This window comes from Marinobacter caseinilyticus (assembly GCF_011074955.1).
Lineage (GTDB): Bacteria > Pseudomonadota > Gammaproteobacteria > Pseudomonadales > Oleiphilaceae > Marinobacter > Marinobacter caseinilyticus.
Genome location: NZ_WUQJ01000005.1, coordinates 85,269 through 106,322 on the forward strand (window position 1 = coordinate 85,269; position 21,054 = coordinate 106,322).

The following is a 21,054-nucleotide window of genomic DNA, read 5'->3' on the forward strand; positions in this document are numbered from 1 at the left end:
GCATGACGCTTTTGAACGGCCTATATCCCGGATTTTACCTGGCTTTTCGGTAGTGCTTTTCCATGCCATCAAGAACATTACGGAGCAATTGGTCCAGGCATTCGCGATAATTTTTATGGTCGGGGCGTCGAAACAGGGCGCTCAATTCGTGCTTGCTAATCGTGAACTCATTCAGTCCCAGTATCGCAATCAGATCATCTGCGTGCAGGTTTAGTGCGATTTTCAGTTTCCGCAACACCATGTTATTGCTAAGAAATTGTTCCGGCTCAGGGGGTTCGTCGTCTTTGGAGCCTCGATTCCTTATGATCAGCCCGTTCAGAAAGCGAGCAAGCTTTTCATCTTCACACAAAACAAACCCAGGCTCGCCTTCGCGCGCCAGCCAGGTAGCCAGCTCAGGCTTACTGCCCTCATGTCCGCCCAGCTTAAATATGGACACCATCAGCTGATCGCTAAAATCAAAGATATAACGCACCCGGCGCAAGACATCGTTATTGTTGATAACTAGCTCCCCTGCGTCGGTGTTTTATCACTGGCGCCAACGGGCTTCGGTGTGATTTCCACGTAAATAGTCATGATGTTGTTTGCAACCAGGTCGTCAATATTTTCCATCAGCGATGATAGATGCACCTCAACCGCCGTGTCTTCAGACTGGCCAAACTTGCAATCAAATCCCCAATAAACGGCACCAGAGGGAACGGGTTTTTTGCGTTCTTTTTTAAGGAATTTTCTGATGTCGTGCTTCACCGAATCGACGACGCGGGGAACTTTGATTTTTGGGTGCTCTAATTTAAAGGTCTTTTTCATGGGGATCCTACTGGGATGGGCAACCACTGTGCGCTGGAGCCTTAGTCAGGAGACTGAATAATGGCGCGCAGTGTAAATTTTCTCGGAGGAGTCTACCATTTTTCGGCGCCAAGTTCATTGCCAAGCGCTTGGCTTTAGCACCTGCCGCCGCGTTCAGCAGCAACGGCGTGAGGTTATTCGAGCCGGATGGCGCGGGCTTGACGGGGCATTGTCTTCTCCCTGCGCTTGCCCTTGAATGATCGCAGATCCTTTCCGCACTCGTAGACTTACCCCCCAAGAGTCTCTGTTGAAGGCTGAGAGTGATACCTGGACAGTGGCGATACCTGAATCTTTGCCGGCTTTGTGCACACGTTGTGTAAACAATCTCGACAGGCTTGGCGGACTCGACGGGCTCCAGTGCAATACTCTGCACCCATGTACCAGGGAAGCTAAGCGCGTTCCAACAAAGGAAACAAAAAAACCAGCCCGGAGGCTGGTTTCAAATACCCTTCAGAAGCGCGCGGTGTCAGGCAGACTTGCGACGGCGGGCGACGCCAAGACCGACCAGGCCCAGGCCGAGCAGGGCCAGAGTGCCAGGTTCGGGGACGACGGAAACGTTGTCGAGCATGATGCCGATGTTGTCACCGCCATTGTGATTGAAGCTAATGTAGCTGGTGGTTTCAGTCGTGACCGTAAAGCTGCGGACAATGGTTTCCCACGGATCGCCGGCGGACAGCTCAAAGCTTTCGCTCAGGAACCCTCCCAGCATCACCTGCATCGAATCCGAGCCGGTCCGCTGATTGCCGGAAATATCAAAAATCAACGCATAGGTACCCGCTGCCAGCGTAAATTCTTTGCTGGTAAAGGTGCCGGCATTTCTGGTGGAACCATCGAGATCAACACATTTCCCTGCGCCACCGGCGCAGTCGATACTCCATTGATTGGGATCGGCAACAAGATCGACTGAACCATCGGACACCGTCCAGTTAGCAAAGCCGGTGTAGTTCAGTATTGACTCACCAGGCGCTCCTTCGGAATCGAAATCATCCTGGAACATGACATTGGCGTGGGCTCCGACTGTGAACAGCGAGCTGGCGATTAAGGCAACGAATAACTGCACTTTCATGGTCTTGTTCCTTGCAAGATTCGGAGTGACGTTGTTGTGCAGCACGAAACGCGCCAGAACTACATGCCATTGAAACAAATAGATTTTTATTTTCAGGTTTTTTTATGTGTAAAAATAATCGACAGTTATAGACGGATCTTTCGGCTTTGCCTGCAGCTCATCGTTGTTGCTGGAGGGATGGACCGAGGCGATCCGATCGGAATGGCCTGGCGGGCAAAACGCAGGGCCTGACCCCGGCAGCTCTCGAAGCCTGCCCCCTGTTTTCCCTGGCAGGCTAGCCAGGCTTTTCCAGGTACTGGAACACCGCGGCAAAATCGTCGTGTCCGTACCCTGCACTGTTCGCCTGCCCAAAGACGGATTTAGCCAGAGCCGCGAGGAACAGCGGCTGTTGATGCCCGTGGGAGTTCACGTCCCCAGAACCCGTTCACCTTCTCTCACGCCGCCTGTCAAAACCGAGCGCCAGGCCACCCACAGCAGGCCCATCATGAACCGGGTAAAAGTTGCCTCAGGCCTTTGATCCTGCGGGGTATTTTATTGACGAAGCATCACGCCTCACCAAATTGCACAATCAGATCATCGCAGCTGCAGTCGATGATACTGACGTTACGGAATCCCATTTTCTGCAAAGCCACCGCTGCCAAGGCAGCCCGGCCGCCGGTCGCACAGTGCAGGAGAATGGTGCGATCCGGGTCCGTCGTCTGATCGGTAATTTTCATTTCCAGCACACCCCGCGGAATATTGATGGTGCCGGCTGGCCGTTTGTCCGCAACTTCCGCAGGCTCGCGCACGTCAATCACAAGGGCATCGCTGTTGTCGGCAAGCACCTCTTTGGCCACTTGGGGCGTCAGGCAGTGCAGAGATGCCTTCGCTTCCGCGACGATGTCCGGCAGGGTTTTCAGGCTCATAATGATGTGCTCCGTCTTGATGGCTGATGCCCTCAGGGTAACCTAAATCAAAAACGCGGGGGCTCATCAGCTGACGGTTCGAGACCACCCCCTCCAAAATTGGATGGGCCGAGCGCCGACTGCAACCAATGGATTTATTGCGGTTTTTGCCACGCCTTTGAAGCCACTGACGTCCTCCCCAAGCCCGCCATTTAACATTGTTTAACATTTTTAAACCGCCGTTCAAATCGTCCCGTATATCCCTGGGTGTCAACCAACATCAAGGAAGAACCTATGTTTCGTAAACTCGTACTCGTTATTTTGACATCACTGGCACTCGTTCTGGCCGGGTGCTCCGACGACGACTCCGACTCGGTGAATGCGACCAATACATCGCTGACCGTGCTGCACGCGGTGGCCGATGCCCCCAGCGTGAATATCACGGCCGACAGCAAGGCGGTGCTGACCGATGTACCCTTCAAAAGCGGGGCAACCCTGGCACTGGCCGCCGGCACGCTGAGTGTCGGCGTGGACGCACGGCTGCCCGACGACACCGCCACGACGGTAATCGGGCCTCAGTCAGTTGAACTGGCGGAAGGCAAGCGTTACTTCGCGGCGGCAGTCGGCCGTGTGGCTGACAGCTCTCTGGAGCTTCTGTTGCTTGACCAGGACGAGGCCGGTGTGGCGAGCGATGAGGTCAGCGTGCGCATCGCTCATCTGGCGGCCAATGCGCCGTCTGTCGATATCTACGTGACGAATCCAGGCGCAGACATCAGCGCAGTGTCGCCAACCAGTTCCGCGTCGTTCAAGGACGATCTGGGCCCCGTTACGCTGCCCGCAGGGGATTATCAGGTTCGCGTAACACCCCAGGAAAGCAAGACAGTAGTCTACGACAGCGGGACGCTTACCCTGGCGGGCGGCAAACGCATTTTCGTGGGCGCGGTCGACAATACCCATTTTGGCGACGCCCCCATCAGCCTGATTGTTGAGCAGGATGGTGCGGTCATCGACGTAGCAGACGCCGATGCCGGTGCGGGTGTGCGTGTGGTACACAATGCATCCGGCGCGGGCAATGTTGATGTGGCTGTCGATGGCGTAGTCGCGATTACCAACCTGGCGTTCCCGGACGTGGCACCCGGTTCCGGCAATGACGCCGGCGACTACGCTGCGCTGGACGCCGGAATTCCAGCATTAGAGGTCCGGCCGACAGGCACTCTGACCGTGGCGGCGAGCGCGTCTCCGGAACTGGCGAATGCCCGGGCCTATACGGTTTTGGCGGCCAACCCGGGCGCACTGGAAATTCTGCCTTATGAAGACGACAACCGCAGTATTGCGACCGAAGCGCGCTTGCGGATTGTTCACGGTGCTGGCACGGCACCGAACGTAAACGTGTTTCTGGCACCGGAGGGTGCGACTACGCCGGGTAATACAACCGCGGCGCTGACGGACGTCGCCTATAAAACCAGCTCAGGTTATCTGGACGTGCCTGCAGGTCAATACGCCGTCTTTGTAACCACCGCAGACAACTCCGTCGTCATAGGTCCGGTCAACGTCGACCTACAGGCTGGGGGCGTCTACACCGTTGTCGCTCGTGAGAAAACAGGGGGAGGTTTCGACCTGACGACTCTGGACGACTTCTAATCCTGCTCATCCGTTGACACACATCAGGCAGTCAAAAGGCGAGCCATCAGGCTCGCCTTTTTTATTGCACATCCAATACCGATCATCAAACGGACACACCGCCGGAGTCGTTGGTCACACACCCCTCTCGTGGCCGTATTGCAGGCCATAGAAGATCCGATTAACCCCGGCGTAAGAATCAGCCCGAACGGATCCGGGTGATCGCGGAACAACAAAATTTCCCCATTGATCGCCGGGTTTGACAGGTGTCAGGGCCACTACTATCAGATTAGTAATTGATCAAAAAACACTCAATAATATCGATCAGCACCATCGATCAGCACCACCGTGGTAATGGATGACGACGGGCCCGGGCATTGGGGGCGGTCAAAGCCGCGGTAACACAAACGAGGGATCGTACTATGGCTAACCACAACCGCACGGATATCAAGCGGATAGAGCGACGACAATTTCTCAAGCGCACCCTCGGGGTGGTAGGGGTAGCCAGTTTGCCGTTGCCCGTCAGCCAGGTTCTGGCAGCCAGCAACGGCGGCCAAAACCTGGCGCCAAATGTGGCGGAATGGTCCCGGTCCCAGGGGGCGCCTATTCTCTCACCCGCCTACGGCCTGCCTTCGAGATTCGAGGATGGCGTTGTCCGCACACCCACGGACTTAACGCCCACCAAAACCTCGTCCTGGAGCTTTACCCCTTTACAGAATCTGAACGGCACCACTACCCCCAATGGACTGGTCTTTGAACGCCATCACGGCGGGGTTCCCGATATCGATCCTGAACAGCACCAACTGATGCTCCACGGTATGGTTGAGAAGCCGATGATCTTCGACATGGCAGAGATCAAACGCTTCCCCCAGGTCTCAATAAAGCGTTTTCTGGAATGTTCGGGCAACACATTGACCGAATGGAAGCAGCCCACCGGCAAGACCGTTCAGGACACCCACGGTCTGCTCAGTTGCTGTGAATGGACAGGTGTGCGCCTGTCCACGCTCCTGCGGGCCGCGGGCGTCCGGGACAAGGCCAGGTGGATTCTGGCGGAGGGTGCCGATGCCGCCGCGATGACCCGCAGCATTCCCATGGAAAAGGCGATGGACGATGCGCTGGTGGTCTACGCCCAGAATGGGGAGGCCTTGCGGCCCGAGCAGGGATACCCCTTGCGACTGATCCTGCCGGGATTTGAGGGCAACATCCAGATCAAATGGCTACGACGGCTTGAAGTCAGTGACGCGCCTTATATGACCCGGGAAGAAACGTCCAAGTACACCGATCTGATGCGCGATGGGAGCGCCCGTCAGTTCACCTTTGTGATGGAAGCCAAGTCGGTCATCACCTCGCCCTCCGGGGGCCACGTCCTGCCGGAAAAAGGCTTTTACGAGATCCGGGGGCTCGCCTGGTCCGGCCGGGGCAAGATTACCTGGGTGGATGTCTCCACCGACGGGGGCCGCAACTGGGCACAGGCGGAGCTCGAAGGCCCGGCGGAACCCAAGGCCCTGACTGCATTCCGGCTGCCATGGCGATGGGATGGCGGCAGTGCGCTGCTGCAGAGCCGTGCGATCGACGAGACCGGATACGTCCAGCCCACCCGTCAGGCGCTGGCCAAAGCGCGCGGGCTGAAATCCATTTATCACCTGAATGCCATACAGACATGGGAAGTCAGCTCTGACGGAGGGATCAGCAATGTTCACGTATAAAACCATCGCATTGACTGTGCTCGCGTCCCTGGTCGGGACTGGCACGATTATGGCTCAGGATGAAGATTACGGCCTGGGCCGGGAAGCCACCACAACTGAAATCGCGGGCTGGAACATTGATATCCCCCCCAGCGGTGACGGCCTGCCCGATGGCTCCGGTAGCGTGGCTGAGGGCAAAGAGGTGTATCAGGCTCAATGCCAGAGTTGCCACGGTGCCGACGGTAAAAGTGGTCCGATGGACCGGCTGGCAGGCGGCGGCGGAACGCTGGCAAGCGATTCGCCCGTCAAGACCGTGGGAAGCTACTGGCCTTATGCCACCACGCTTTACGATTACATCCACCGGGCCATGCCGTTCAATTCCCCACAAACGCTCTCGCCCGATGACACCTATGCGGTCACCGCCTATGTGCTCTACCTCAACCGCATTGTGGACGAAGACACCACCCTGGACGCCGGCTCACTGCCCGAAATCAGGATGCCCAACCGGGACGGCTTTGTCAGCCCGGACCCACGCCCGGATGTTGTTGCCACGGCCTGTATGAATGACTGCAAGAGTGAGGAGTGAGACGCATGACGAGCAGCAGACTTGATCGCGGGCAGGAGCAACGAATCGTTCGAGCTCAGGCCGTTTGATCCTCGCTCATCTGTCCGGGCCCCCAGGATTGACACCAGGCACGGTGCGAACGGCCCGCAGGCCTCACAGATCGTCGAAGATCTGTGAGGCCTGGAACCCATTGACGTGTAGCGTGACGCTCCACAAAATAACGAAAACTCGCACATTCGAGGAAATTAATGACATTTAGGCTTATTAATTCGACAATTATCAGAAAAACGATTACTTTTTAACCAATGCTATCTTGGCAAAGGAGGCTAAGAACATGAAAACCGTCATTCCCCTGATATTCGCAGTTTCCCTCTTGGCAGTCTCTGGCACCACCCATGCAGGCAGCGACAGCGGCTTTTACCTTGGCGCGTCCATTGGCGATGCCCAACTCGACTTCGACGACGAACTTCCAGACCCCAACGACGTGAACGTCAACATTGACTTCGACGATGAAGATACCGCGTACAAAATATTCGCCGGCTACAACTTCGGCCTGATTCCGCTGCTGGATCTCGCCGTTGAGGGTGCCTACGTTGATTTTGGCAAGTTCAATGGCACCGTCGGCGCCAACAATAACTCAAATTTCGAAGTTGACGGCTGGACCGGCGCCGGACTCGCAGGCGTCAAACTGGGCCCCATCGGCGTGTTCGCCAAGGCCGGGTTTATTCGCTGGGACGGCGATCTTGAAAACTTCGGGGGTGACGATGGTACCGATCCGCTGTACGGCATCGGGGCACGGTTTACGCTGCTCTCCTTCCAGGTTCGGGCCGAATACGAGCGCTACGACCTTGATAACTTCGACATCGACTACTATTCCGTCGGCGCCGCCTTCACCTTCTAGCCTCACCTCACCGGGCAGTGCCACAGGCGCTGGCTGTCCCGGTACTTTACGTTCTGCTCATAGACTTTTTACTCATACACGCCCTCCTATGCGCCCTATTCACACACCTCACGCCGGGTCAGGGTTACCTCAAACAGGCGCGGCTCGCCCTGGTTGGGCAAGCGACTGGCAGGAGGGACAGTAGTAGAGTCGACGGCTCGCGATGGCCGTCTTCACGATCAGGCTGTCGCAAACATGGCACACTCGGGAATCACGGTTAAACACCATGTGGCGGCGCTGGCCAAAGTTCCACCCCTGACGCTTGAGTTGCTTGGCCTTTTTGGGGTCATTGGTGACGCCCTTGAGGGTGTAGGCGCGCTGGATAAGCGTGAGGATGGCCTCGGCCAGTCGCCGGCGCGCGCCGTCGTCCAGATCCCGGAGCCGCAGTGCCGGTGCCAGTCGAGCCTCAAACAGGATCTCGGAGCGCAGATAATTACCAATGCCCGCGACAAAACCCTGGTCCAGCAACAAGCCGCCCAGACTCCGACCGCGAAATCGCCGGTCGTCGAAGATCGCCAGCAAATCCTCCACTGTCACAGCCTGATTCAGCGGGTCAGGCCCCAGGCGCGCCAGATAAGCAATCTCGTCCAGTTCGGTCGGCCGTACCAGCCGGATCTCGGACGCACTGTACAACCGGGCCGCTTTTTTGGCGCCAATCACCGCGAACCGCAGTTGCCGGTTGGTTTTTGGCGGCCGGCCGGGTTGTCCAATTCGCCACTTTCCGTACAACTGGTTGTGGCTGTACACACACCACGGGCCGTCCTCGTCCGTTGCCGACAAAAACACCAGCACCGCCTTGCCCCGGGCCTCCACCGTGGTTACCTGACGCCCCGCCAGCAACGGTTCAAAAATTTTGAGCCGGTCAAATGCAAACATCACTTTTTCGGCGGTCTGGCCGGCAACAGCGCGGCTGATATCATCGACCATACGGCGAATTTCCGGGCCTTCGGGCATAACGTCCTGACTCTCTGACAAGATGGTCAAAATGATTACGTCATCCTGCCGGTGACAGACCAGCCTGCGCATGTCACGAGCGCTACCGTCTCACGCGAGACACGATCTTGAACATCGACGTAAGCCAGGCTTAATCCAGTTGCCGTATTCCGTTAAGTTGCGCTGCTAAATTGCCCGGTTAAATTGGCTCTTTTAATTGGCACTCTTCATTATCGCTTTTCAATGGCGCATTTCGATCAGCACTCGGCAAGCGCTGGGAGTCGCGACACGCCCCATACACCCTTAGCCGCCAGACTTGGCTTTCTGTACCCAGGCCATGCCTGGCAGCACTGTTAAAACTACCGCAAGGATGGCACGCCGTTTACCCTCGAAAGGAAGGTCTCCCCCGTGATGGCTGGTGACCGCGCCACCCATTATGTGGCGGTACAGAAAGCGCTTGATTAAGGCGGTGATGTGCGTCTGAGCAGGGATGCTCTGGCAGTTCACCGGCATCTACGGCGACGCAATCCAGCTTAAGATTGATTGCCGGGAGACAGCACTGAATCAGAGCGATTGATCAGCCGATCAGACCAAGATCGATGAGCCGCCCGAAGCCGCGATAATGTCCAAGGGCCGGGGCAATATCAGTGGTTGCCGAATTCTGCGCTGATGAAAAACTGAGCACCCGACATACTGTGATAATGTAGCCCCTTCAGGGCGACGCCCCTGGCAACAAGACACACGGTTATCACGAGCCACTCGCCCCACAGGGCAAGTCGCCTGGCTGCTGCGGATCGTCATCGTAAATTCAAGTGACCATCTGCGAGCCGGACTCAGGGTGGCAGAAGACACCCATGACACCCCATAAAGGCTGTATATGATATTCGGAATGGCCTGGTTCGCAATGATAGGGTCTGGACTGATCCTCCTCGCGGTGGTTGCGGCCGTGGTGTTTATCCTGCGCCGGCGTCGCGATGCCGGGGATGACACCGACACGCCCACTGGCCAGCCACCGACGGCCCGCCAGCAAAATGATGAGGCTCGCCAACACGTGCTTGAAATGGTCAAGGGTATGCATGCCGCCGCTGAAGGCCTCCATGGCCGCGCCCGGGTAAAGGCGTTGCGCCACTACATGGACGGCATGAGCGATGGTCTGGAGCTGGCCTCGGAAATTCGTGCCCCGGCCAGTGGCGCGCCTAAAGGGGAATGGGTCATTGCGCCTGGGGCAAAACCCGAGCGTCGCATCCTCTACATTCATGGTGGCGCCTGGGTCGCCGGCAGCCCCAAAAGCCATCGCACCATAACGGACCGGTTGTCGAGGCTGTCCCACGCCTGCGTATTCGCAATCGATTACCGGCTGATGCCGGAAGGCCGCTTCCTCGACGGCATTATCGACTGTCAGCGGGCTTATCGCTGGCTGCTGGACAACGGCCCGGAGGGAAAGGCGCCGGCCGATTTTGTGGTGGTGGCGGGAGACTCCGCGGGCGGCAGCCATGCCCTGGGACTCACCGCCTGGATACGGGATCAGGGCCTGCGACCTCCGAACGCCGTGATTGCACTGTCTCCCTCCACCGAACTGATGCTGACTGCGCTGGGCCGCCGCGCCAACCTGAAAACCGATGCCATGCTGGGCCCCACCGTTAAAAAAATGTCCCGGATACCGCCGCCGTTGCTGTGGTGGGGAACCGTGCTGGGCATGCGGGTATTGCCCACCAGCCCGATGGCATCGCCCCTGCGCGGCAAGTTACAAGGCCTTCCGCCCACCCTGATTCACGTCAGCGAATCGGAACTGTTGCTGGAAAACGCCCAGCGGTACGCAGAGAAAGCGCGGGCCGCCGGCTCGCCAGTGGAATTGAAAACCTGGCCGGACATGGTTCATGTGTGGCATTTGTTTACGCCGCTGTTACCGGAGGCGGAGGAGGCGTTCGAGCATATCGGGGCGTTTCTGTCGCGGGTAGAGGCGGGGTCCGCGTAAAGCCATCAGCCCAGCAGGCGCTCTTTGGCCTCATTGATGCGCGCGGCCAGATAGTTACTCCCGCCACGGTCCGGGTGCACTTTCTGCATCATCCGCCGGTGCGCCTGGATGATTTCTTCCCGGCTGGCACCGGGTTCCACTCCGAGGATGTCCCGGGCTTCGCTGTCGGTCAGGGCGCCGCCAGCACGACCTGTGTCGCCACCATCGCCGGATTCCCGGCCGTCAGCGCCCGCCAGGTCGTCCGCATGCCAGGAGTCTCCGAACCGGCGGTCAAGGTAGGTTTCCAGCAACCGGGCGGAATCTTCATCCTGCTCCCGGCAATATCGCAACAGCTCGATAAATTCGCTTTCGCCCAGGTCCGCCAGCAACCGGCCAGCCATGGGGCCTTTCAGGATCTCGCCGCTCATGGCGCCGGTGTCATGGTCCAGAGTCATATCGAGGATATCGCTGGACACATGGGACTGGTTGCCCGGTTTGGCCTTGGCATCTCCCCTGCCCGCCCCCGCCATGCGCCCCGTCAACAACGAGGGCAGCACCCGGCGCAGCAGCGGTAAAAGAAAGGCCAACAGCACAACCACGTAGTACAACCGCCCGGTCGCGGCCAACACCACCAACGTCACGACACTGGCAATCAGCACCAGCTTGATAATGGCCGGCTTGCGCTGGCTGGACGGCTGGTTGCGAAACCAGACCCAGGTGACAACCGACATGACGACAACCAGTAGCGTTAGTGACACTCAGGTACCCCGGGCGCATCGGCCCATCAATGGCTTGAAGATGAATGGAAACGAGCGCTATCGGATTTGCTTTGTCAGGCGCTTGACTTCCGGGGAGCTGCGGCTGGAAAAGTCCTGCAAGGCCCGGGCACCCCCAGACGCATAGACCGCCACCGCCGCCATAAGATCCTTGAGCACCTGCGGGCTGTTGCGGTCAAAGGGGGCGTAGGCACCTCCGGACAGTTTGCTCACCTGCTGAAACACCGCCCTGGCATGGGCATCGGCGCCCTCGTGGAACATGAACACCGGGGTGCGCAGCATGCCCAGTTCGCCGGCGGTGTGACAGAGCTTGTCCACCGGCTCCTCACAACAATCCCCGATAAACACGACGGCCTTGACGGCCTTTGCACGGGTTTCTTTCAAGGCGTGCGCCAACACCCGGCTGATCTGGGTGTGACCACCCAGGCAGGAAACGCCGTTCATCAGGTTCAACAGCTGACCGGTCTCGGTGACAAACCCCGTGGCCTTGAATTCACCGAAGCCACGGTAGTAACACAGCTGAATGGCCAGGCCGCCCAGATCCCTGGTCGCCAGGAACAGTTCACTCTGCAAGTGACACGCCTGGTCCCAGGTTGCCTCCCGGCTCGCGGTTGCATCCAGCGCGAAAATCAGCCGGCCCTGCTCACCATCGCCCTGCCTGGGCAGTTTGCGGACCTGCTGGATAAACTGGTCGATCGACTGTTTATCGGATTTGGTGCGTAGCTCTTTGTCGGACATAAGCTTCTGAAAACCGCCTGGGCTGCTCAAACTCTTTCTACAATCCTAGGGTAAAGGCAAAGCAATTCACAGGTCCGCCGCGCCGATACCTTGGAGTCTGGCGGACGTTACAGTTTTGCCAGTGCCTCAGCCACCGGCGTGTCGCCGGATACCACGTCGAAGACGCGGTTTGTGACATTATCCGAGTCCAGCACCGCCAGCAGAACGCGGGCAACATCCTGTCGTGGGATCTTGCCGAAATCCGCCAGCCTCGCACTGACTGACACCTTGCCCGTCCCTTCCTCATTGGTCAGTTGGCCCGGTCGAACAATGGTGTAATTCAGACCGCTGTTCTTCAGATGCTCATCGGCGTTGTGTTTGGCCCGAAGGTAATGGCGGAGTTTTTCCGGCCCCTTATCCGGCTCCTCAGCCCGCATGCTGCTCACCATGATAAAACGCTTTATACCCATCGCCTTGGCGGTATCCATCAGCCGGATAGCAGCGTCCTGATCCACCGCGATGGTTTTCTCCGGCCCCGTATGAGGGCCTGAACCAGCGGTAAAAATGACCGCATCGCAGCCTTTCATAGCCTCGCGACAGTCTTGCTCGAGATCGCCCAGTACGGTTTCCGTGGCGCCCAATTGCTGCAATTCCGGACCCTGATCCAGGTGCCGGACCAAAGCCCGCGCGCCGTGATCGCTGTCTGCTATTTCCCGCAGCAGGTGTTGCCCAATTTGCCCGTTGGCTCCTGCAATGAACACGTGCATGGCGGATCTCCTGATTTGCTGGCTGGTTTGACTATCTTTTGTAGCTGAGTGCTCGGCACACATAATTCAAGGCACCGGCTACGCTTTAACCTGTCACATAACCGGGCCATCCGCAAAACAGACCGGTCCCGTTTTGCAGTCTGTTTTGGTTCCGTCACACGACAGGAGACAAACCTTGGATAAACCCGGGCACTGGTCACAGAAGGTCACCGAATCCAGCCATGCCCTGGACCTTGAGCCTGGCGTGTTTACCCTTGACGACCCCCGGGACATCGCCTGCTCCCTGAAGAAGTCTGCCGAAGCGAGCACTCAACGCAAATCGGACCCTTACCGGTCGGCTATGTCGATGCTGACGTTTTACATCAACCGGGCGGGCGAACAACTCAACCCGGCACAAAGAGACCGTCTGGAGGCCGCGAAAGATGAGTTGCGCGTGCTCTTCGGCCGGCCTCGCCGAATCCGTAACGACGGATGAGGCCCTCAGCCATTGGCCCCGGTTTTCCCTCGCCGACCAATCACCCGATGTGTGAATCCCGGTGCGGCAAGTTGCGTCTCAAGACTGCCAGCGGCGTCCTGTCAGGGGCGCCGCCGGGGCAGATAAGGCTGTCATTCAGGACTGTCGTTAGGACAGTCTGTATCGTTCGCGCCCTTAGAGTGCATTCAGGCCCTATTGCTTACCTGACAACAGCTGATCCATCAGCGAGCTGAAGTCGAAGGTGGCCGCCCTTTGCACCGGTGGGTATTCAGAAAGCGACGCTATGTGCTCTGCGAGCAAGTGCTGCACCGGCTCATTGAGCCACTGTTTTGCCTGAACGATGTCAGAGCGGTCGGTCGTGCTATCAAAGCTCTCGAAAGGGTCCATTCTGATATTGTAGAAAATCGGGAACTTCTGCTTCTCGTAAGGCGCGTAATAATTTTCGCTGGTTTCGAAATGCAGCTTCCACTGTTGATACCGAATCGCCTTGATGCCCGACTCGTAATAATAGAAAAAGTGGTCCCGGGCACTCTCATCGGACTTGCCCAGCCAGTAGTCGAGATTGTTCACGCCATCAATCGGTTGCTGATGGTCTTCAAGCACTTTATCTGCGATGTCTGGTTCGCCTGCGGCCGCTGCCAGCGTGGTGTAGATGTCCATGTGAGTCTGAATGCCACTCAGCACCGTGTTGCCGGGAATTTTGCCCGGCCAGCGCACCATCATCGGAACCCGAACACCCCCCTCATAGGTGGTCATCTTTTCGCCTCGGAACGGTGTGGTACCGCCATGAAGACGGGCACTGTGTTCCGGTCCATTGTCGGTTGAATAGATAATGATGGTGTTATCCAGCACCCCCATTTTCTCCAGCGCATCGAGCATGGCTCCGATCTGCCGATCATGCTCGATCAGACCGCTGCCATAGAAATCATGCTCGGTGGTGTGCTCGGCAGCCAGGTAACGGCTCTCGTCACTCAGGCGCGTGTACATGTGCATCCGGCTGGGGTTGAACCAGACAAAGAATGGCTGGCCGTCGTCCTTCGCGCGCCGGATGAATTCCAGACTCGCGTCCATGAACTCCTGATCCATCGTTTTCATCCGCTCCCGGGAAAGCTGGCCGGTATCCTCAATCTTTTGTTTGCCGACCTTGCCAAACCGGGGGTCGACGGTCTCATCAACTACGTCGGTCGCGTAGGTGTGGAGGACGCCACGGGTACCAAACTTCCTGAAAAATTCCGGGTCTTTCGGATAGTCGACCTGTTCAAACTCTTCCTGGGTGTTCAGGTGATAGAGGTTGCCGAAGAACTCATCGAAACCGTGAACCGTGGGGAGATGTTCATTGCGATCGCCCAAATGGTTCTTGCCAAACTGACCCGTGGCATATCCGAGGTTTTTCAGAACCTCCGCCAACGTATGGGACTCGGGCCTGAGGCCGAGTTCGGCACCGGGACGCCCGACCGTGGTCATGCCGCTACGTATGGGGTACTGCCCCGTGATCAGAGCCGCGCGGCCGGCAGTGCAGGAGGGCTGCGCATAGTGATCGGTGAACATGACCCCTTCCCGGGCGATCCGGTCAATGTTGGGCGTGCGGTATCCCATGGTGCCAAGCCCATAGGCGCTGACGTTTTGCCAACCAACGTCATCGGGGAAAAGGATCAGGATGTTCGGTTTTTCCTGAGCGAACGCGACGGCGCTCATCAGCCCTAAAAGACTCAGTAATACCGTAGTGGCGAGCCTCGATAGGGAACGGCGGGAAAGGGGTCTCGGTTGAGAGGTTTTCATAAGAAATCTCCATTTTCTGTCTTTCCATCAAGCGAAAGCCGGCAAAACCGGCGGTTCCTGAATCAACAGAGGAGATTGCACTGCACTACCAGCTCAGAGCACTGTTTAGGGCACTATCTAGGGCCCTATCCAGGGCGCTATTCAGAGCACTACCTAGGGCACTACCCGGAGCACTACCCAATTCGCTACGAAATTCGCCTATTCCCGCAATTCCCTCTGCATGAACAGCCTTGTAAGCTTGACCAAGCCTGTTGGCTTTGGTCTTTCGTTAACCGTATAGAGTCAATTACGGTGGCTTGACGTCATTGGCTCACCTGTTTTATTGCAGTCGCTGCTCATAATCCCGGGCCTCATCGTTCTCCCCCAGAGCCCGATGAAAACTCACCAGCGCCGACAACATGTCACGGTTGTCAGGAAATCTTTCAATCGCCCGCTCCAGCACTGCGACGGCCTCACGGGTCTGTCCGCTGGATTCCAGGGCAACCGCATAGACGTAGATGTAGCGATCGGTCGCGCTGCTGCTCTCGGCCGCGCGCTTAAGATAGGTCAGCGCTTCGGTGAGCTTGCCCTCGCGCACCAGCAGCAGTCCCAGAGAGTGCTCAATCGGCGCCGGATCGCGAACGGCAGACAGGCCATTTTTCAGGACCTGCTTGCCCTCACCATCTCTGCCCTCGGCCCGGAGAAATTCCGCCAGATTGACGTAGACCGGCGTGTAATAGGACGCCCGTTCCATGGCTTTTCGGTAATAACTCTCAGCCTTATCGACCTCGCCCCTTTGCCACAGGTATTCACCCAGATTCAGCAGCGACTCAGGCCGGTCTGAGTTATTCAGCTGTGACCGGACATAATCCGACAGAGCGCGCCGGTAGCGTTCCCGGACCTCCGCCGGACGCTCCGGCAGGGCCGGTTCCGAGAGCTGACTGGCGGTCAGACTGCGGATGACCCGATGTTGGTCATACAAACCGGGCACACCAAATAGGGGTCGGTACTGTTCCGGTAACAAGCCGAGCGCCCGCGCAGCGCCCAGAGCCAGCAGTGGATCATCGGACCGACTGGCCTGCTGCAACACGCCCGCCGACTCCTGGGACAGGACCTCCGGCAGCAGCGTCACGGCCGTTGCCCGTGCTATGGCAGGCTGCGTGGTATCCAGGATCAGTTGCGCCAGCAAAGCCTCAGCCTGGGGACTGCCGTAACGCCCTGCCTGCAGTGCCAAGGCAAAGTGATCCTCATCCGGCGCGCCATGGCGCGCCTCTAAGACATTTGCGGCCCATTCCGCTGTTTTATCCGTGTGGCATTGATTACAGGCATTGGGCACTCCCAGCTGCAGGGACAGATCGGGCCGGGGCACCCGGAAACTGTGATCCCTGCGGGCATCCACCCCCATATACACTTTGTCTGGCATGTGGCAGTTGACACATTGCGCGCCGGCACTGCCTTCGGGATGACCGTGGTGTTTTTCGACAGAAAATCTTGTCGGCAGATGACACTGTCCACACAGGGCATTACCCGGCGCTTTCAACGACAAACTGTGTGGATTGTGGCAATCGGAACAGGTCACGCCTGCGTGGTACATGGCGCTCTGAACAAAGGAGCCGAATACGAAGACCTCATCGTCAATCTGGCCGTCTGCGTGATACAGGCCTTCGTCCAGAAGGGCCGGCATGAAATGCTGGAAAAGGCCATCTTCCGGCTGCGCGCCATGAAACTGGGTCGCCCGACGTGAGTGGCACTGGGCGCAGGTTTCGAGTTCTGGCTGGGATACGCCACCGGAAGGTCCGGGTGTGGGGCTTCCGGTCTGAGGATCAGGGAACCAGTCCTTGGTTTTGGTCCGGGAAAGCGCCAGCTCAAATCCCGAAAACGGCAGCCCCATGTCGCCATCATCCATGGCCGATACGTGCACCCGGCCGGGCCCATGACAGGCCTCACAGGCGACGTTCATTTCACTCCAGGTGGTGTTGTAGCGGTCGAGCTTCAGATCGTAATTTTTTTGCAGATGCGTGGAGTGGCAATCCGCACACATAAAATTCCAGTTCTGATTACGTCCCGTCCAGTGAAGTTCATCGCCCGCGCGGACGGGTTCATCCGGGTACAGGTGATACCAACGCTGGCCACCCATCGCCAGGGACCGGCTATCCCAGACGATGCTCAAGGCCTGCAAACGGCCGCCGGGCATCTCAATCAGATACTGCTGCAATGGATAAACGCCGAAAGTATAGGCGATGGGATAGTTCGTCAGCTCGCCATCAGGTCCGTCGGTCCTGACCATAAACCGATCGCCCTGACGAAAGAACCTGGACTCCACCCCGAAATACTCAAACGAGTCATCATCAAACCGACCGAGGACCGTCTCGGGGTCTGCTGGCTGCATCGCTTTATCATGGTGGGAGTCTTGCCAGAGCGCATGCTCAGACCGATGGCAACCGGCGCAGACGGTTGCGCCTACGTAGCCTTTGCCGTCGCCATAGCCTTCACCCGCATCGGCGGCGTTTGGGGTGCTTTGTGCCGGACAACCGGCCACCAGCAGTAGCAGCAACAGAATGTGTCTGATCATAAGTCTTCCCTGACGTACGATCTCAATGATGGCAGATAAAATAAAAAATGCGACCTGATCTCAGGCTCGACAGATCCGCCATCAGGGACGATGATTAACCTAGCGGCACCGTGGGAACACCCACAAGGAGCGCATAGCGCAAGGAGCGACCATGAAACCCTGCCGGCCCCAATTACTATCCAAGACGATCTCCCAGATTCTCTCTCAGTCATTCTCCCGGTTAATCTGCGGAATCCTGACCCTCAGCCTGACCGCCTGCGCCACCGATTCCAACCTGACCGCGGGCGTGTCGGACACCTGCGGCAGCCTCCAGTCCATCATCCGCGACTATGACACGGAATTCATAACCCTTCGAGGCCCGGGGACCCACTACCGGCTGATGACGCTGTACCGGGCCGAAACCGAGCTGATTCGCGGCCATTGTGAAGTGTGGTCGTGGGCTGGGGGCGACCGCGCCTACGTCTGCTCTGCCAATGCGCCTAACGAGGACATTGCCCAGATTCGGTACCAGAAAAGTCTGAATTTCGTTCAACAATGCCTGAAAGAGGGCTGGGAAAGCGACACCCTGGAGCAAACACGTGACGGTGAGTACATCGGTATTGCCACCCGGTTCACCTCGAAAGCTCACCCGGGCATGGTGGTGTCGGTACAAAACATCGTCTCACCCACTGCGTACCGTCAGCTTCACAGCAATTACCTGTTTATTGGCAGCACCAGGAGAAGCCCCACTCACCAACAACAAGCTCCACAACAATAAGACACTGACCAGTTCAGCGGGGGAGACAGTTGCGGACGCGCCCAAACTGCTATAGATTTTGAGTCATTCACCCGCCCCATTGCCGCTGGAGTATAGGTTGTTCGTCACGAGGGCCACAGGACACTGATCCGCCCCTGGAAACATGGAGGTTTCCGTGATTGTTCAACCCCGGTTAGCACTGACTCTTTTGCTGTCTCTGAGCCTGGCCAGCCACTCTCAGACTACAACCGATGGGCTCGCTGAGCCTGACGTCAGCGCCGATACGATTTATCTGGGCGGTCCCATCATCACCATTAACGACGCGCAGCCCAGCGTCGAGGCGGTCGCTGTCAAAGACGGCATTATCATTGTCGCTGGCCCTCAAGCTGTGATTCAGCGCCTGCAGGGAACCGAAACGAGGATTCATGACCTCCAGGGAAACACCCTGCTCCCCGGGTTTGTGGATTCCCACGGCCACGCCTACATTCAGGGCGTTCAGGCGACCACCGCCAACCTGCTGCCACCGCCGGACGGGGATGGCAAAGACATCCCCGCCCTGCTCAGCCTGCTGACCGACTGGGCGGAAAACAATCAGGAAGCCATCGGGAAGGTCGGCTGGATTGTGGGCTTCGGCTACGACGACTCCCAACTGGCAGAACAGAGGCACCCCAACCGCGACGACCTGGACAAGGTGTCCACCGAACTGCCGGTATTGATTATTCACCAGTCCGGCCATCTGGGCGCGGTCAACAGCAAGGCGCTGGAACTGGCGGGGGGTGACCGCCGACACCGAGGATCCCGCCGGCGGTGTCTTCCGGCGCCGGGAGGGCTCTCGTGAACCGAACGGCGTCGGCGAGGAATACGCGTTTTTCTATCTACTCAGCAAACTGGCCGAACGCTTCACCGACGACATCAACGATGCGCTGGTGGAAGCGGGCACCAGGCAGCTGGCCGCCTTTGGCTACACCACCGGCCAGGAGGGCAGAGCGACCGAGGCGGGGCTGGCCGCCATGACCCGGGTGGCGAGCCGGGGCGACCTGCCGATCGATCTGGTCGCCTACCCGGATATCCTCGAGGTGGACGTCATTCAGCCAGCCCTGAACTATCACGGCAGGTTCCGCACCGGGGGTGCAAAACTGACCATCGACGGCTCGCCCCAAGGCAAAACCGCCTGGTTATCCCAGCCCTACCACGTGCCCCCGGACGGCCGGGAGGAAGGCTATCGCGGCTACCCTGCGGTCGATCAGGCAACGGTGGATCAGGCGGTGGACAAAGCCTTTGCCAACCGCTGGCAGATCCTCACCCACGCCAATGGGGATGCCGCCGCCGACAGTCTGATCAGCGCCATCCGCAAAGCCAGGGCCAAATACCCCGCGGTGAAAAACCGCCCGGTGTTGATTCACGGGCAGGTACTTCGAAGAAACCAGGTCGAAGAACTGAAGGCGCTCTCGGTCTTTCCTTCCCTGTTCCCCATGCACACCTTCTACTGGGGCGACTGGCACCGTGAATCCGTGCTCGGTCCCGAGCGTGCCGAACACATCTCGCCCACGGGCTGGGTGCTGGCAGAAGGCATGATGTTCGGGACCCATCACGACGCCCCGGTGGCACTGCCCGACTCGATGCGCGTGCTGTCCGCCACCGTCACCCGCATCACCCGCAGTGGGCGCGTGCTGGGGCCGGAGCACAGAGTGTCCGTGCTGACCGCCCTCAAGGCCATGACCCTGTGGCCGGCCTGGCAGCATTTTGAGGAGCAGCACAAGGGCAGCATTGAGGTCGGCAAGGTGGCTGACTTCGTGGTGTTGTCGGAGAACCCTTTGCAGACGCCCGAGCAGAACCTCGCCGACATCAAGGTCTTGAAAACCATCAAGGATGACGAACTGGTGTACGAAAGGCCCACCGATGACTAAGGAAAGGGAAGGAAGAGAATGAACATGCCAAATGGCCGTTTAAGGATCATCAAGCGCCTGTCACTGCTGTGCCTCAGTGCCTCTGCCGGCCACGGGATGGCTCAGGAAAGCAGCGCGGACCTTGCCAAACAGCTGGCCAACCCGATAGCCGCGCTGGTCAGCGTGCCCCTGCAGCTGAATTACGACGAGCATATCGGGTTAAACGATGACGGGGAACGCTGGACCCTGAATGTGCAACCGGTGATCCCGATTGACCTGAACCCGGAGTGGAACCTCATCTCCAGGACGATTGTGCCGCTGATTGCGCAGGACGATATTGTCCCGGGGGACAGTCAGTCAGGCCTGGGTGACGTGGTTCAGAGCGTCTTTTTTTCGCCAAAGGCGCCAACGTCATCAGGGTGGATCTGGGGCGTGGGGCCGGTTGCGTTGTTGCCAACGGGCACCGACGATGCCCTGACGGCCGATAAATGGGGCGCGGGGCCGACGGCCGTGGCATTGAAACAGGATGGTGGCTGGACCTACGGCGGTCTGGTTAACCATATTTCGTCCTTCGCCGGTGATGACGACAGGGCCGATATCAGTGCCAGCTTCCTCCAGCCCTTCGTGTCCTTCACCACCCCCGAAGCCGTCACCTATTCCCTCAACACGGAAAGCACCTACGACTGGAAAGGCAGCCAGTGGAGCGTCCCAGTGAATGCGACCCTGTCGAAAGTCACCAAGGTCGGAACGCAGCTGATAAGCGTCGGTGGAGGTGTTCGATATTGGGCCAAATCCGCTGACGGATCGCCTGACGACTGGGGGCTGAGAGCGTTCATCACGCTGCTGTACCCCAAGTAAAATCGCCCTGCAACCTCAT

20 protein-coding genes are annotated in these 21,054 nt (G+C 58.3%); 10 read left to right on the plus strand and 10 right to left on the minus strand.

The genetic code is table 11. The annotated features are described in order from the left end of the window. Window positions 1-34: 34 nt before the first annotated feature. From GRX64_RS02095 to GRX64_RS02110, 4 genes are all read right to left on the minus strand, one after another. Window positions 35-481 (minus strand): YehS family protein, encoded by a 447-nt coding sequence (locus tag GRX64_RS02095; protein WP_427901636.1) that lies wholly within the window; start codon window positions 479-481, stop codon window positions 35-37. A 20-nt stretch (window positions 482-501) separates the two neighbouring features. Beyond that, window positions 502-804: a DUF6172 family protein gene (locus GRX64_RS02100; protein ID WP_166263537.1), complete on the minus strand. Its 303-nt coding sequence runs from the start codon at window positions 802-804 to the stop codon at window positions 502-504. 505 nt (window positions 805-1,309) lie between these two features. After that, complete coding sequence (locus GRX64_RS02105; RefSeq protein WP_166263538.1) at window positions 1,310-1,909, minus strand: PEP-CTERM sorting domain-containing protein; 600 nt, start codon at window positions 1,907-1,909, stop codon at window positions 1,310-1,312. 545 nt (window positions 1,910-2,454) lie between these two features. Then, window positions 2,455-2,814: a rhodanese-like domain-containing protein gene (locus GRX64_RS02110; RefSeq protein ID WP_166263539.1), complete on the minus strand. Its 360-nt coding sequence runs from the start codon at window positions 2,812-2,814 to the stop codon at window positions 2,455-2,457. A gap of 273 nt (window positions 2,815-3,087) precedes the next feature. Here GRX64_RS02110 and GRX64_RS02115 point away from each other — a divergent pair, with 273 nt between their 5' ends. The 4 genes from GRX64_RS02115 to GRX64_RS02130 all read left to right on the plus strand — a co-directional run bounded on the left by GRX64_RS02115 (window position 3,088) and on the right by GRX64_RS02130 (window position 7,564). After that, window positions 3,088-4,434: a DUF4397 domain-containing protein gene (locus GRX64_RS02115; RefSeq protein ID WP_166263540.1), complete on the plus strand. Its 1,347-nt coding sequence runs from the start codon at window positions 3,088-3,090 to the stop codon at window positions 4,432-4,434. Window positions 4,435-4,835: 401 nt separating this feature from the next. Beyond that, window positions 4,836-6,119, plus strand: coding sequence for a sulfite dehydrogenase (gene soxC, locus GRX64_RS02120; protein ID WP_166263541.1), 1,284 nt, complete (start codon window positions 4,836-4,838; stop codon window positions 6,117-6,119). Next, window positions 6,106-6,684, plus strand: coding sequence for a c-type cytochrome (locus GRX64_RS02125; protein WP_166263542.1), 579 nt, complete (start codon window positions 6,106-6,108; stop codon window positions 6,682-6,684). The genes soxC and GRX64_RS02125 overlap by 14 nt, the downstream gene beginning before the upstream one ends. Before the next feature lie 313 nt (window positions 6,685-6,997). Further along, window positions 6,998-7,564 (plus strand): outer membrane beta-barrel protein, encoded by a 567-nt coding sequence (locus GRX64_RS02130; RefSeq protein WP_166263543.1) that lies wholly within the window; start codon window positions 6,998-7,000, stop codon window positions 7,562-7,564. Between the two features lie 129 nt (window positions 7,565-7,693). Here GRX64_RS02130 and nei read toward each other — a convergent pair whose 3' ends face one another. Further along, window positions 7,694-8,587, minus strand: a complete 894-nt coding sequence (nei, locus tag GRX64_RS02135; RefSeq protein ID WP_235937483.1) for an endonuclease VIII — start codon at window positions 8,585-8,587, stop codon at window positions 7,694-7,696. An 838-nt stretch (window positions 8,588-9,425) separates the two neighbouring features. Between nei and GRX64_RS02140 the strand changes: the two genes are divergently transcribed. Beyond that, entirely contained in the window at window positions 9,426-10,511 is a 1,086-nt protein-coding gene (locus tag GRX64_RS02140; protein ID WP_235937484.1) for an alpha/beta hydrolase, read from the plus strand. Window positions 10,512-10,516: 5 nt separating this feature from the next. Here GRX64_RS02140 and GRX64_RS02145 read toward each other — a convergent pair whose 3' ends face one another. The 3 genes from GRX64_RS02145 to GRX64_RS02155 all read right to left on the minus strand — a co-directional run bounded on the left by GRX64_RS02145 (window position 10,517) and on the right by GRX64_RS02155 (window position 12,750). Further along, window positions 10,517-11,248 (minus strand): DnaJ domain-containing protein, encoded by a 732-nt coding sequence (locus GRX64_RS02145; RefSeq protein WP_166263545.1) that lies wholly within the window; start codon window positions 11,246-11,248, stop codon window positions 10,517-10,519. A 57-nt stretch (window positions 11,249-11,305) separates the two neighbouring features. After that, entirely contained in the window at window positions 11,306-12,004 is a 699-nt protein-coding gene (locus tag GRX64_RS02150; RefSeq protein ID WP_166263592.1) for a VWA domain-containing protein, read from the minus strand. A gap of 107 nt (window positions 12,005-12,111) precedes the next feature. Beyond that, entirely contained in the window at window positions 12,112-12,750 is a 639-nt protein-coding gene (locus GRX64_RS02155) for an SDR family oxidoreductase (RefSeq protein ID WP_166263546.1), read from the minus strand. Window positions 12,751-12,925: 175 nt separating this feature from the next. Here GRX64_RS02155 and GRX64_RS02160 point away from each other — a divergent pair, with 175 nt between their 5' ends. After that, entirely contained in the window at window positions 12,926-13,225 is a 300-nt protein-coding gene (locus GRX64_RS02160; protein ID WP_207308697.1) for a DUF3175 domain-containing protein, read from the plus strand. Window positions 13,226-13,417: 192 nt separating this feature from the next. On the opposite strand, the gene GRX64_RS02165 is transcribed toward GRX64_RS02160, so the two are convergent. Together GRX64_RS02165 and GRX64_RS02170 are read right to left on the minus strand one after the other, a co-directional pair. Then, complete coding sequence (locus tag GRX64_RS02165) at window positions 13,418-15,004, minus strand: arylsulfatase (RefSeq protein ID WP_207308698.1); 1,587 nt, start codon at window positions 15,002-15,004, stop codon at window positions 13,418-13,420. 319 nt (window positions 15,005-15,323) lie between these two features. Then, complete coding sequence (locus GRX64_RS02170; RefSeq protein WP_166263548.1) at window positions 15,324-17,555, minus strand: tetratricopeptide repeat protein; 2,232 nt, start codon at window positions 17,553-17,555, stop codon at window positions 15,324-15,326. Between the two features lie 151 nt (window positions 17,556-17,706). On the opposite strand from GRX64_RS02170, the gene GRX64_RS02175 reads away from it, so the two are divergent. The 4 genes from GRX64_RS02175 (at window position 17,707) to GRX64_RS02185 (ending at window position 21,035) form a co-directional block, all read left to right on the plus strand. After that, the gene (locus GRX64_RS02175) at window positions 17,707-18,312 is read left to right on the plus strand and encodes a hypothetical protein (protein ID WP_166263549.1); all 606 of its coding nucleotides are present in this window, start codon (window positions 17,707-17,709) and stop codon (window positions 18,310-18,312) included. 154 nt (window positions 18,313-18,466) lie between these two features. Continuing rightward, a complete protein-coding gene (locus GRX64_RS19685; protein WP_207308699.1) occupies window positions 18,467-19,129 on the plus strand; it encodes an amidohydrolase family protein in 663 nt (220 codons plus the stop codon). Then, window positions 19,068-20,198 carry an amidohydrolase gene (locus GRX64_RS19690; RefSeq protein WP_207308700.1) on the plus strand — a complete coding sequence of 377 codons (1,131 nt, stop codon included), beginning with the start codon at window positions 19,068-19,070 and terminating at the stop codon, window positions 20,196-20,198. Before GRX64_RS19685 ends, GRX64_RS19690 begins: the two co-directional genes overlap by 62 nt. Window positions 20,199-20,216: 18 nt before the next feature. Beyond that, window positions 20,217-21,035: a transporter gene (locus tag GRX64_RS02185; protein ID WP_235937485.1), complete on the plus strand. Its 819-nt coding sequence runs from the start codon at window positions 20,217-20,219 to the stop codon at window positions 21,033-21,035. The last annotated feature ends 19 nt before the right edge of the window (window positions 21,036-21,054 follow it).